We start from the raw sequence: 13,564 nt of genomic DNA, 5'->3' as shown, positions 1-13,564 counted from the left end.
CACCGTGACGGTGAGCGATGGCCACGGCGGCACGACGACGAGCACCATCACGGTCACCGTCGATCCGGTGAACGATGTACCCACGGTGCCCGACTACACCAAGACCACGAACGAAGACACACCCGTCAGCGGGCAAGTGGTTGGCAGCGACGTCGATGGCGACACGCTCACGTACGTGAAGGGCAGCGACCCGGCGCACGGCACCGTCACGGTCAATGCCGATGGCACCTACACCTACACCCCGGGTGCCAACTTCCACGGCACGGACAGCTTCACCGTGACGGTGAGCGATGGCCACGGCGGCACGACGACGAGCACCATCACGGTCACCGTCGATCCGGTGAACGATGCACCAACGGCGCCCAACTACAACCAGACCACGAACGAAGACACGCCGGTCAGCGGCCAGATTGTTGGCAGCGACGTCGATGGCGACACGCTGACGTACACCAAAGGCAGTGATCCAGCGAACGGCACGGTCACGGTCAATCCCGATGGCACGTACACCTACGTCCCTGGCGCCAACTTCAACGGCACCGACAGCTTCACGATCACCGTCAGTGATGGCCACGGCGGCACCACCACCAGCACCGTCAATGTGACCATCAACCCGGTCAACGACGCCCCCACGGCGCCCAACTACACCCAGACCACGAACGAAGACACACCGGTCAACGGCAAGGTGACGGGCACTGACGTGGACGGCGATGCGCTGACCTACACCAAGGGCAGCAATCCTTCGAATGGCTCCGTGGTCGTCAACCCCGACGGCACCTACACGTACACGCCGAATCCGAATTTCAACGGCACCGACACGTTCACCGTCACGGTGAGCGACGGCCACGGCGGTACGACGACGAGCACGGTGACCGTGACGGTCGATCCGGTGAACGATGCGCCGACGGCGCCGAACTACACCGAGACAACGAGCGAAGACACGCCGGTCAGCGGGAAGGTGATCGGCAGCGATATCGATGGTGATGCGCTGACGTACACGAAGGGCAGCGATCCGGCGCACGGCACGGTTACGGTCAACGCCGATGGCTCCTACACCTACACCCCCGGCGCGAATTTCAACGGCACCGACAGCTTTACCGTCATCGTCGACGACGGCCACGGCGGCACGACCACCAGCACGGTGAACGTGACTGTCACCCCGGTGAACGATGCACCGACGGCACCGAACTACACCGAGACTACGAGCGAGGACACGCCGGTCAGCGGGAAGGTGATCGGCAGCGACGTCGATGGCGACGCACTGACCTACGTGAAGGGCAGCGATTCATCGCACGGCACGGTGACGGTCAACGCCGATGGCACCTACACCTACACCCCGGGGGCGAACTTCCACGGCACGGACAGCTTCACCGTCACGGTGAGCGACGGTCACGGCGGCACCACCACCAGCACGGTGAACGTGACCATCAATCCGGTCAACGACGCACCGACGGCGCCCAACTACACCCAGACCACGGACGAAGATACGCCCGTCAACGGCAAGGTGACGGGCGCTGACGTGGACGGCGATGCGCTGACCTACACGAAGGGCAGCAATCCCTCGAATGGCTCGGTGGTCGTCAACCCCGACGGCACCTACACGTACACGCCGAACCCGAACTTCAACGGCACCGACACGTTCACCGTCACGGTGAGCGATGGCCATGGCGGTACGACGACCAGCACGGTGACGGTCACGGTCGATCCGGTGAATGACGCTCCGACGGTGCCCAACTACACCGAGACCACGAACGAAGACACGCCCGTCAACGGCCAGGTCGTCGGCAGCGACGTCGACGGCGACACGCTGACCTACACCAAGGGCAGTGATCCGGCGCATGGCACGGTGACGGTCAACGCGGACGGCACCTACACCTACACCCCGAATGCCAACTTCAACGGCACCGACACGTTCACCGTCACGGTGAGCGACGGCCACGGCGGCACGACGACCAGCACCATCACGGTCACGATCGATCCGGTCAACGATGCACCGACAGTCCCCAACTACACCGAGACCACGAACGAAGACACACCCGTCAGCGGGCAAGTGGTCGGCAGCGACGTCGACGGCGACACGTTGACCTACACGAAGGGCAGCGACCCCGCGCACGGCACGGTCACGGTCAACGCTGATGGCACGTACACCTACACCCCGGGTACGAACTTCAACGGAACCGACAGCTTCACCGTCACCGTGAGCGACGGTCATGGTGGAACGACCACCAGCACGGTGAACGTGACCATCAACCCGGTCAACGACGCACCGACAGCGCCCAACTACACCGAGACCACGAACGAAGACACGCCGGTCAGTGGCCAGGTCGTCGGCAGCGACGTCGACGGCGATACGTTGACCTACACGAAGGGCAGTGATCCGGCGCACGGCACCGTCACGGTCAACGCCGATGGCACGTACACCTACACGCCCGGCGCCAACTTCAACGGCACCGACACGTTCACCGTCACGGTGAGCGACGGCCACGGTGGCACGACGACCAGCACCATCACGGTCACCGTCGACCCGGTGAACGACGCCCCCACGGTGCCCAACTACGCCCAGACCACGGACGAAGACACCCCCGTCAACGGCCAAGTGATCGGCAGCGACGTGGACGGCGACGCGCTGACGTATGCGCTGGACAGCGGCCCTGCGAATGGCAGCGTCACGGTCAACGCCGACGGCACCTACACCTACGTCCCCAGCGCGAACTTCAACGGCACCGACACGTTCACCGTCACCGTGAGCGACGGCCACGGCGGCACGACCACCAGCACCGTGACGGTCACGATCGACCCGGTGAACGACGCGCCGACGGTGCCCAACTACACCCAGACCACGGACGAAGACACACCCGTCAGCGGCCAGGTCGTCGGCAGCGACATCGACGGCGACACGCTCACCTACACGAAGGGCAGCGATCCAGCCCACGGCACGGTGACTGTCAACGCTGACGGCACCTATACCTACACCCCGAACGCCAACTTCAACGGCACCGACACGTTCACCGTCACCGTGAGCGACGGCCATGGCGGCACCACCACCAGCACCGTCACCGTGACGATCGACCCCGTCAACGACGCCCCCGTGTTCGTCGACGGCGGCGGCACGCCGGTCGACACGGCCACTGGCTACGTCTTCGGCTACGACGAAAACCGCCCCGCGGGCACCGTGCTCGGCACGGTCCACGCCACCGACATCGACAGCGCGAACGTCACCTACAGCATCCTCTCTGGCAACGACCAGGGCTACTTCGCCATCGATCCGGTCACCGGCGAGATCAGCCTCACGCCGGCAGGCGCAGCGGCCTTCGTCAACGACTACGAGGCAGGCGCCAACGCGCACTCGCTGGTGATCGGTGCGACCGATGGCACGGCCACGACCACCATCCCCGTTACGCTCAACGAGCAGAACATCAACGACGCACCGACGGTGCCCGACTACGCCAAGACCACGGACGAAGACACGCCCGTCAGCGGCCAGGTCGTTGGCAGCGACGTCGACGGCGACACGCTCACCTACGCCAAGGGCAGCAACCCATCGCACGGCACGGTCACCGTCAACGCCGACGGCACCTACACGTACACGCCCAGCGCCGACTTCAACGGCACCGACAGCTTCACCGTCACGGTCAGCGACGGCCACGGCGGCACGACGACCAGCACCGTCACCGTGACCATCAACCCCGTCAACGACGCCCCCGTGTTCGTCGATGGCGGCGGCACGCCGGTCGACAGCGCCACCGGCTACGTCTTCGGCTACGACGAGAACCGCCCCGCAGGCACCGTGCTCGGCACGGTCCACGCCACCGACATCGACAGCGCGAACGTCACCTACAGCATCCTCTCGGGCAACGACCAGGGCTACTTCGCCATCGACCCGGTCACGGGCGCGATCAGCCTCACGCCGGCAGGCGCTGCAGCCTTCGTCAACGACTACGAAGCAGGCGCCAACGCGCACGCGCTGGTGGTCGGTGCGAGCGACGGCACCATCACGACGAACATCCCCGTCACGCTCAACGAGCAGAACGTCAACGAGGCCCCAGAGGCGCCCGACGACACCAAGACCACGGACGAAGACACGCCGGTCAGCGGTCAGATCATCGGCAGCGACGTCGACGGCGACACGCTCACCTACGTGAAGGGCAGCAACCCGTCGAACGGCACGGTGACGGTGAACCCCAACGGCACCTACACCTACGTTCCCAACGCCAACTTCAACGGCACCGACAGCTTCACCGTCACGGTGAGCGACGGCCATGGCGGCACGACCACCAGCACGGTGACCGTGACCGTCAACCCGGTGAACGACGCGCCGACGGCCACGGCGACCGACGCCGGCATCGTCTCCGAAGGCAGCCTGCCCGGCGGCATTGCGGCGGCGGACGAGCCGCCGGTGCAATCGACCGGCAAGATCTCCATCGCGGACCCCGACAGCCTGGTGGGCGACCTGTCGGTGTCGCTCAGCGGCCCGGCCGGTGTCACCTCCGGCGGCCAGCCGGTGTCGTGGACCTGGGACGCGGGCACGCACACGCTCACGGGCAGCGTCACCGTCGACGGCGTCACCACCGAGGTGATGACCGTGGCGGTGGGCAACGTCAGCGCCACGGGCGCGGGGCAGTTCGAGGCGGGCTACACCGTTACGCTGAAGGCGCCGATCGACCACCCGGCGGGCAACGGCGAGGGCGTGTCGAACCTGCACTTCGAGGCCGTGGTGAGCGATGGCCAGCTCAGCGGCGCGCCGGTGGGCTTCAACGTGCCCGTCAAGGACGATGCGCCGGTGCTCGTGAACGGCGAGCAGTCCGTCGACGTGGCACCGATCAACACGAACCTGATGGTGATCCTGGACCTCTCCGGGAGCATGGAGGAGGAGACGCCGACGCGGCTCTCCCGTGCGAAGGCGGCTGTCCAGAACCTGATCGACGGCTACGACCTGTACGGCGATGTGCGGGTGCAGCTCGTCACCTTCAGCACGACCGGGCACGCACAACAAGCCTGGATGACGGCAGCCGACGCCAAGGCGCTGGTGCAGGACCTGCAGGCCAGTGGCAGCACCAACTACGACGCTGCCCTGGCTTCGGCGATGAGCGGTTTCTCGGCTGGCGGCAAGCTGCAGGGTGCCCAGAACGTGTCCTACTTCCTCACGGACGGCGAGCCGACGCGTGGGGACGGCAATCCCGACCAGCTCGGGAACAGCAGCAGCAGCAACGCGGCTGACAAGGGCATCCAGGCAGCGGAAGAAGCGATCTGGAAGACCTTCCTCACCACCAACAAGATCAACTCGTTCGCACTGGGCCTGGGCTCTAGCCTGGGCCCGACGGAGCAGGCCTACATCGACCCCATCGCCTACAACGGCAACACGGGCACGAACACCAACGGCAAGATCGTCACCGACACGAGCCAGCTGAACGACATGCTGCAAGGCACGATCAGCGTGCCGCCCACCGTCAGCAACCTGCTGACCGGCGGCCTCGGTGGCTCGTCGGGCTTCGGTGCCGACGGCGGCCATGTGTCCACGCTGACCATCGACGGCACCGTCTACGCCTTCGACAGCAGCACGGGCCTGATGACGAAGACCGGCCCGGCCACCAGCAGCGACTACAGCTACAACCAGGCGACGCACCAGGTCACCATTGCCACCGACAAGGGCGGCAAGCTGGTGGTGGACTTCGACACGGGCGAGTTCAGCTACCAGGTGGCACCGCGCACCACCACCTCGCACAACTACGACGAGACGCTCAGCTACCAGGTGGTCGACCGCGACGGCGATGCGAGCAACGTGGCCACGCAGACGCTGCACGTCAACTACACGCCTGCAGCGGGGGCGGCAGCGCTCTTCAGCTCGGCCGACTCGCTGGGCCTGGCTGGCGTCGACGAAGTCACGGTGTCGATCGAGCAGCAACAGCAACCGCACGATGCGCCGCATTTCCCCTTCGGCGACAGCCCGGCGTGGGGCGGGCTGCAGCTGTCGGACATGCTGCAGGGCTTCGGCGCCGCGGAGTCGCTGCACGCGCTGCTGCAGGCCGCGTTCCCACCGGCCTTCGGGGGCGCGCAGGCGTCTCCCACGGTGCTGTCGCTGGCGTCGTCGGCCGATTCGCTCGCGGCCTACGCACCGCCCGTGGCGCCATCGCTCGCCGACGAGCTCCACATGGGCCTCGCGCTTCACCACTGACCGACCGGCGTGCCGGCGCCGCTTGCGGCGTCGGCCCTGGTGGTCTGCACGTCTTCACGCATGCTTGCTTCCCGTCATCTTTCGTCTGCTGCCGCGGGCCTTTTCTTCCTGCTCGCCGGATCGGCGGCGCTTGCGCAAGCGAGCACCGCCGCTCCGCTGGGCATGGCCGAGGCCGTGCGCCTGGCCGCCACCTCGCACCCGACCGTGCGCAACGCCGTCGGCCAGGCGCTGCAGGCGGGCGAGGGCATTGCGGCCGCGCGCTCGGGCTACTACCCGCAGGTCAGCGCCGGCGTCAGCGCACGCACGGGCAACCGCCAGCTGCAGGCCGACGGTCGCCGCCAGGTGCACCAGGCCTCGCTGTCGGTGACCCAGCTGCTGTACGACTTCGGAAAGGTGTCGAGCGCCGTGAGCGAAGCCGAAGCCTCGGCCACCGCCGCGCGCGCCAAGCTGCTCGTGGCGGTCGACGACGTGGTGCGCGACACCGCGCAGGCATGGATCGAAGTGCATCGCCAGCAGGCGCTCGGCGAGATCGCGCAGGCCCAGGTGAAGGGCGTGCAGTCGCTGGCCGGCCTCGTGGGCGAGCGCCAGGCCAAGGGCGCCACCAGCCAGTCCGACGTGGCGCAGGCCCAGTCGCGCCTGGAGGCCGCGCGCGCCCAGCAACTCAACACCGCGTCGCAGGCCGAGCGCTGGCGCCTCAACCTCATGCACCTGACCCAGGGCCGCGCGCCGGCCGACATCGCCGGCGAAGCGCCCGCGCCGCTCGCGAGCGCTTGCGCCGCGTTGCCGCAGACGGCCTTGCCCGCGCCGACCGTGCAGATGGCGCAGGCCGAGCGCGACATGGCACAGGCCGCCCTGCGCGGTGCCGATGCGCAGCTGCTGCCCACGCTGTCGCTCAACGCCGCTGTCAACCGGGGGCTCGAATCGGGCGGGCGGCCCGCCGGTCAGTCCGCCAACGAAAGCACGTTCACCGTCAACTTCACCGCACCGCTGTACGAAGGCGGGCGCAGCCAGGCCCGCCAGCGCGCCGCCGCGCACGCCGTCGAGGCGGCCGAGGCCGCGCTGGGCTATGCAGAACTCAGCGTGCGCCAGCGCCTCGAAGACGCGCGCGTGCAATCGCAAGGCCACGCGCTGCGCCTGCCCGTGCTCGCCGCGCGCGTGCACAGCACGCAGCGCACGCGCGACCTGTACCGCGAGCAGTACCTGCAGCTGGGCACGCGCTCGCTGCTCGACCTGCTCAATGCCGAGCAGGAGTTCCACGGCGCGCGCTTCGAGCAGGCCGAGAGCGCGCACGAAGTGCAGCGCCTCGCCGTCGAGTGCCTGTACCAGTCGGGCCGCCTGCGCGAGGCCTTCGGGCTGGTCGACGCGGGCGAGCTCGTTGCCGGAGGCCAGCCATGACCGCCACCACCGTGCCCGAACTGTCCGCCGCGCGCGGCCCCGAGCTGCTCGCCGGCTGGGTCGACGCCGTGCTGGCCGTGGCCGCCCACTACCACCTCGACACCTCGCGCGAGCGCATCCGCGGCGCCGCCGCGTGGAGCGACCACGAAGACATCGGCGAGCGCGTGCGCCAGATGGCTCGCCAGGCCGGGCTCACCGTGCGCCAGGTCGTGCCGCGCCTGGACACCCTGAGCCCCTGGCGCCTGCCCGTGGTGCTGCAGCTGCGCGACGGGCAGGTGGCCGTGGTCACCGCCATCTCGGCGCAGGGCCTGCGCGTGATGCTCGGTGGCGACCAGGGCGCGGAAACCGTCTGCACCGTGGACGAGCTGCAACCCGCGCTCGAAGCCATGGCCGTGCTGCGGCCCGCGCAGTCGGCGCCCGACTCGCGCGTCGATGCCTACATCCGCCCGGTGGAGCCGCACTGGCTGCGCCAGATCGTGCTGGCCGACTGGCGGCCGTACGCGCACATCCTCGTCGCGTCGCTGGCCTACAACCTCATGGCGCTGGCCGGCACGCTGTTCTCCATGCAGGTGTACGACCGCGTCGTGCCCGCGCAGTCGCTGCCCACGCTGCATGTGCTGTTCGGCGGCGTGCTGCTGTCGATCGCGTTCAGCTGGGTCATGCGCGGCGCGCGCATGCGCATCACCGACGTGGTGGGCAAGCGCGCCGACCTGCGCATTTCGGACCGCGTGTTCGGCCACGCGCTGCGCGTGCGCGGCTCGGCGCGCCCGCGCGCCACCGGCACCTTCATCTCGCAGCTGCGCGAGCTGGAGCCCGTGCGCGAAATGCTCACGTCGACCACCGTGGCGGCCGTGGCCGACCTGCCGTTCTTCTTCGTGTTCTGCGTGCTCTTCTGGTTCATTGCCGGCTGGCTCGTGCTGGTGCCGCTGGCCGCGTGCGTGCTGCTGATCGTGCCCAGCCTGCTGGCGCAGCCGCGCCTGCGTGCGCTGGCCCAGACGGGCATGCGCGAATCGTCGCTGCGCAACGCCATGCTGGTCGAGGCCGTGCAGGGCATCGACGACATCAAGGGGCTGCAGGCCGAGCCGCGCTTCCAGAACCAGTGGAACCACTACAACGCCGTGAACGCCGACTCGGGCCTGCAACTGCGCGCGCTGCTCAACACCCTGAGCAACTGGACCCAGACCGTGCAGGGCGCCGCCTTCGCCTTCGTCGTGTTCTTCGGCGCGCCGCTCGTGATGGACGGCCACATGAGTACCGGCGTGCTCGTGGCCGCATCGATTTTGTCGACCCGCATGCTCGCGCCACTGGCCGGCGTGACGCAGGTGCTCAACCGCTGGCAGCAGGCCAAGGTGGCCGGCGAGGCGCTCGACCAGCTCATGAAGCTGCCGGTCGACCACCCGCCCCACGAGACGCGCGTGCACCGGCCCGCCGTGCAGGGCGACTACACGCTGCGCGACGCCGTCTTCAGCCACGACGGCCAGACCACCGCGCTGCACGTGAAGGCGCTGCACATCGGCGCTGGCGAACGCATTGCCGTGCTCGGGCGCAACGGCGCGGGCAAGTCGACGCTGCTGCAGGCGCTGTCGGGCCTCATCGAACCGCGCGCGGGCAGCGTGCTGCTCGACGGCGTGTCGATGGCCCACATCGACCCCGCCGACGTGCGCCGCGACGTCGGGCTGCTCGCACAGGACGCGCGCCTGTTCCACGGCACCCTGCGCGAGAACCTGCAGATGGGCACCCCCCACGCCACCGACGCCGAACTGGTGGCGGCCCTGCAGGCCACCGGCGCCTGGGCCTTCGTGCGCCGCCTGCCCACCGGGCTGGACCATCCGCTGCTCGAAGGCGGGCGCGGCCTCTCGGGCGGACAGCGCCAGAGCCTGCTGCTCGCGCGGCTCCTGCTGCGCCGCCCCGGCGTGCTGCTGCTCGACGAGCCCACCGCGTCGCTCGACGAAGTGGCCGAGCGCGAAGTGATCGAACAGCTGCGCGCGTTGCCCGCCGGCCGCACGCTGGTTCTGGCCACGCACCGCCAGGCCGTGCTCGAGGCAGTCGACCGCATCCTCGTGGTGGACGGCGGCGCCGTCGTGCTCGACGGGCCGCGCGACCAGGTGATGGCGCGGCTGCGCCAAGGCGCGGTCGCCTCGCGCGAGGCGATGGCCTCCGCAGGCCGCGGCAAGGAGGGGCAGGCATGAACGCCGTGACATTGACCAAGGCGCAAGTGCAAGCCGCCGCGCAGGCACCGGCCGTATCCACCGCCACCGTGTGGGGCCCCGGCGGCGCCGACGACTTCGACGAAGCCCGCGCCAGCGGCTCCGCGCGCGTCGTGTGGTTCGTCGCGCTCTTTCTGCTCGCCTTCTTCGTGTGGGCCTGGGTCTTCGAGATCGACGAGGTGTCCAGCGGCATGGGCAAGGTGATTCCCAGCTCGCGCGAGCAGCGCATCCAGTCGCTCGAAGGCGGCATCCTGGCCGAGCTGCGCGTGCACGAAGGCCAGATCGTCGAGAAGGGCCAGGTGCTCGCGCAGCTCGACCCCACGCGCGGCGAATCGAATGTGGAAGAAACCGCCGCGCGCTACCGCGCCGCCCTGGCCAGCAGCGTGCGCCTGCGCGCCGAGGTGCAAGGGCAGGGCAGCCTGCAGTTCCCCGCCGAGCTGAAGGCCTACGCCCAACTGGTCGATTCCGAAAGCGCGCTCTTCCGCTCGCGCCAGGGCAGCCTGCGCGACACCGTGTCCGGCCTGGGCCAGGCGCTTTCGCTCGTGCGCAAGGAGCTCGACATCACCCGCTCGCTGCAGGTGAGCGGCGCGGCCAGCAACGTCGAGCTCATCCGCCTGCAACGCCAGGCCGCCGACCTGGAGCTGAAGATTGCCGAGGCGCGCGCCAACTACATGGTGCGCAGCCGCGAAGAGCTGGCCAAGGCCGATGCCGAGGTCAAGTCGTTGTCGTCCGTGGTGCGTGGGCGCGCCGACTCGCTCGAGCGGCTCACCCTGAACTCGCCCGTGCGCGGCATCGTCAAGAGCTTGCAGGTCACCACCATCGGCGGCGTCGTGCCGCCCAACGGCTCGCTGCTGACGCTGGTGCCGCTGGACGACCAGCTGCTGGTCGAGGCGCGCATCTCGCCGCGCGACATCGCCTTCATGCGGCCCGGGCAGGAGGCGCAGATCAAGATCACCGCCTACGACTACGCCGTGTACGGCGGCCTCAAGGGCCGCGTGGTGACCATCGCGCCCGACACCCAGCGCGACGAGGTCAAGCCCGAGATCGTGTACTACCCCGTGCTCGTGCGCACCGACTCCGACGCACTCACCGACAAGGCCGGCCGCCGCATGCCCATCGTGCCCGGCATGGTGACCACCGCCGACATCCGCACCGGCCGCAAGACCGTGTGGGACTACCTGACCAAGCCGCTGAACAAGGCGCGCGAAGCCATGCGCGAGCGCTGACCCGCGCGCGCTCATTTCCCCACGAAACCCATCCGACACCCATCCGACCCAAGAGGACGCTAGCCATGAAAACCACCCCGCACGCATCCCCCGCCGCTGCCGCCTTCGTGCTCGCTGCCGCGCTGCTCGGCGCCGCCGCTCCTGCGGTGGCCCGCGACAACCCCGTGGACCCCGTGAGTAACCCCGACAATCTCGACTATCGCGACGTCGAGGCGCGCCGCCCCGACTTCAAGGAGCCCTTTCTGCGCGACGGCGTCGTGTCGCGGCCCGAGCGCTTTCGCGAGATCAAGCCCGGCCTCAACCAGGCCCAGGTGCTCGCCGTGCTCGGGCAGGCGCTGAAGCAGCAGCGCGGCGCGCTCGGCACCGAGTGGGACTACCACTTCAAGTTCCAGATGCCCCAGTCGGCCAACTACCTCGTGTGCCAGTACAAGGTCGTGTTCGACGACAGCCAGGCCGTGCGCAGCGCCGTGTGGCGCCGCCGCCAATGCCTGGACCTGCTGCCGCGCTGAGCCGCAACGTCGGCCCGCAGCCCATGCCTCGCGATTCCACGCGCGCGCCCCGTCCCTACGAGGCCTTCGTGTACGGCAACTCCGCCGACGAGCCCACGCGGCTGGCCGAGCGTTGCCTGGAGGTGATCGAGGGCACGCTGAAGAGCGTCGACCGCGTCGTGGCCTGCCTGCGTGCGGCCGAACTGGAACACGGCATCGGCATCGCGGCCATGACGCGCGCGCAGATCGCCGACGCCGCCGAATGGCACCGCGCCAAGCTGCAGGGCCTGCTGGCCGTGAAGCTGCAGCTCACCAACCGCGGCGGCGACCTTCATCTGGTGGACGACCTGCACCTGGTCGTGCGGCTCAAGTCGCGCCTCACCGCGCCCGGCGGCTTTCTGCCGCAGCTGTACCACCTCATGCCCCATGGCTGAGGTGGACGACGCGGCCTTCGCGGTGGATGCGTTCCGCTGCATGGGGCCTTGTCTTCTTCTGGCGTTGAACGACAACGCCCGCACGGCCGCCCCGGGAGGCACGCCGTGATCCGCCGCACCAAGCGCTTTCGCAAGAACCTCTACCGGTTGAGCGACGTGGCGCTGTGGCTGCTCCTTGCCGTGTTCCTCGCGCTGGCGGCCGACGCGCTGCCGGCGCGAGGTGTCAGTCAGGACCACCGCGACAGCGAAGCCGAGCGCGCCACGCACGCGCACTAGCTGGCGGCCGGCCCCGCACCGAGTCTTGCTTCGCCGCGTCTCGCCTCTGGCGAAGCAGAAAAACCGGGGCGCCTCAGATATCTCGTCGATTCGAGAAATCGTCGACGAATTCTTTTCTCTTGCGCGGCTTCGCTTCTCTACAGTGAATGCCCCCGCGACAAGACGGCCCGCTGTAGCGGCCGACGAACCCCGTGAAAGGAAACGCCTTCATCCCAGACATTGATTGATCGATCGATTGATTCGTGCGAGCGAATGAACCGCCTTGCCTCACGGCGGGTGTCGATGTCTCTTTGTGAAGCAGCGACACGAATGTGAGGCACAAAAGGCGACGGCCAGGGTGCGTGAACACCCTGACCGTCTAACCACATGACGTGCAACCACTTTGGAAAGAGAGCACAACAAATGGCTGATCGAATTATGGCCGGGCGTTCCACGCCCCAATCTCCCCGCCGCACACGCGGCGCGACCCCTTCGTCCACCCCCACAGGCGAAGACGCCCGAGACCTCCTCGAAATCAAACTGGCCCAGCTGAACTCCCTGCTGTGGTGCTGCTACGGCGACGGCAACGGGTGGTTCGAGGAAGCCGGGGAGAAACACCGGGATCACATGCTGTGGATCGCGGCGGATCTGGCGAGGGAGGCGGAGAGGTTGTTGGGGGAGAGTGGGAGGGGGTAGGGACTACCGGCCAGCCGCCGTGTCCTTGTGACGGCGGTGGCTCACTTTCCCAACTTCCTTCAACGTAGCAAGGGCCGGGTGTTGTCACCCCTCGATCGAGGTTTGACCGCTTGCAGTGGTTGCTGTCGGCCGTGGCCGCACAGCGACCTCGTGGTCCCTGGTCCGCAGCGGTCATCCGGGAGCCAGCGCTTTCGCGGGCCCGACAGCCGGCTCCGGAGGTGCAGCCGAAATCGGTGTGGGACCCCTGCAGAGCGGTATCTCGAACGTCTGCTTCCCGCAATTGCGAATAGGTACCCTCGATCCGGAAAAGGCAACCTCGGGCGATCGGTCCATTGATGCCCGAGCGCCGGTGTATCCAGTCGGTTGGTCGTACCGCCCGTGGCCACCTTGAACTCGGCGTGTACATCATCGTCGTTGAAACGTCAGCGCGCCGCAGATGACTCTGAACTGTGCGGATGTTTCTGTGCGCCTTCAGTGCGTGGCGAGCGAGTGCTACGGGGATTGGGCCGAAACGAGATTGGCGATATCTTCGTCCCCGATAAGTCGGTGGCGTGCTGGCCCTTCCGTCGAGCTGGCCCCACACCGGCAAGACGCCAAGCCCGCGTGCTGGTGTGGTATATCCTGCATCATGTGGCGCTTGGCGTCTTGCTGGTGTCTCCTGCTTAACTCGAACGTTAGGCCGCACAACCAAATG

General features: G+C 68.3%; 7 protein-coding genes. All 7 read left to right on the top strand.

The window, feature by feature from the left end; genetic code table 11:
- Nucleotides 1-4: 4 nt before the first annotated feature.
- The 7 genes from AC1RL8_RS07300 (at nucleotide 5) to AC1RL8_RS07270 (ending at nucleotide 12,195) form a co-directional block, all read left to right on the top strand.
- Entirely contained in the window at nucleotides 5-6,169 is a 6,165-nt protein-coding gene (locus AC1RL8_RS07300; protein ID WP_492684361.1) for a tandem-95 repeat protein, read from the top strand.
- A 60-nt stretch (nucleotides 6,170-6,229) separates the two neighbouring features.
- Nucleotides 6,230-7,564, top strand: coding sequence for a TolC family outer membrane protein (locus AC1RL8_RS07295; RefSeq protein ID WP_492684360.1), 1,335 nt, complete (start codon nucleotides 6,230-6,232; stop codon nucleotides 7,562-7,564).
- The gene (locus tag AC1RL8_RS07290; protein ID WP_492684359.1) at nucleotides 7,561-9,753 is read left to right on the top strand and encodes a type I secretion system permease/ATPase; all 2,193 of its coding nucleotides are present in this window, start codon (nucleotides 7,561-7,563) and stop codon (nucleotides 9,751-9,753) included. The genes AC1RL8_RS07295 and AC1RL8_RS07290 overlap by 4 nt, the downstream gene beginning before the upstream one ends.
- Nucleotides 9,750-10,997 carry a beta-barrel domain-containing protein gene (locus tag AC1RL8_RS07285; RefSeq protein WP_492684358.1) on the top strand — a complete coding sequence of 416 codons (1,248 nt, stop codon included), beginning with the start codon at nucleotides 9,750-9,752 and terminating at the stop codon, nucleotides 10,995-10,997. Before AC1RL8_RS07290 ends, AC1RL8_RS07285 begins: the two co-directional genes overlap by 4 nt.
- A 65-nt stretch (nucleotides 10,998-11,062) precedes the next feature.
- Nucleotides 11,063-11,506, top strand: coding sequence for an outer membrane protein assembly factor BamE domain-containing protein (bamE, locus tag AC1RL8_RS07280; RefSeq protein WP_492684357.1), 444 nt, complete (start codon nucleotides 11,063-11,065; stop codon nucleotides 11,504-11,506).
- 23 nt (nucleotides 11,507-11,529) lie between these two features.
- Nucleotides 11,530-11,919 (top strand): hypothetical protein, encoded by a 390-nt coding sequence (locus AC1RL8_RS07275; protein WP_492684356.1) that lies wholly within the window; start codon nucleotides 11,530-11,532, stop codon nucleotides 11,917-11,919.
- A 105-nt stretch (nucleotides 11,920-12,024) separates the two neighbouring features.
- Nucleotides 12,025-12,195: a hypothetical protein gene (locus AC1RL8_RS07270; RefSeq protein ID WP_492684355.1), complete on the top strand. Its 171-nt coding sequence runs from the start codon at nucleotides 12,025-12,027 to the stop codon at nucleotides 12,193-12,195.
- The last annotated feature ends 1,369 nt before the right edge of the window (nucleotides 12,196-13,564 follow it).

This window comes from Variovorax sp. GW822-FHT04E09 (assembly GCF_058800845.1).
The sequence above is the reverse complement of the archived record's forward strand: the minus strand, read 5'-3'. Positions and strand labels throughout refer to the sequence as shown.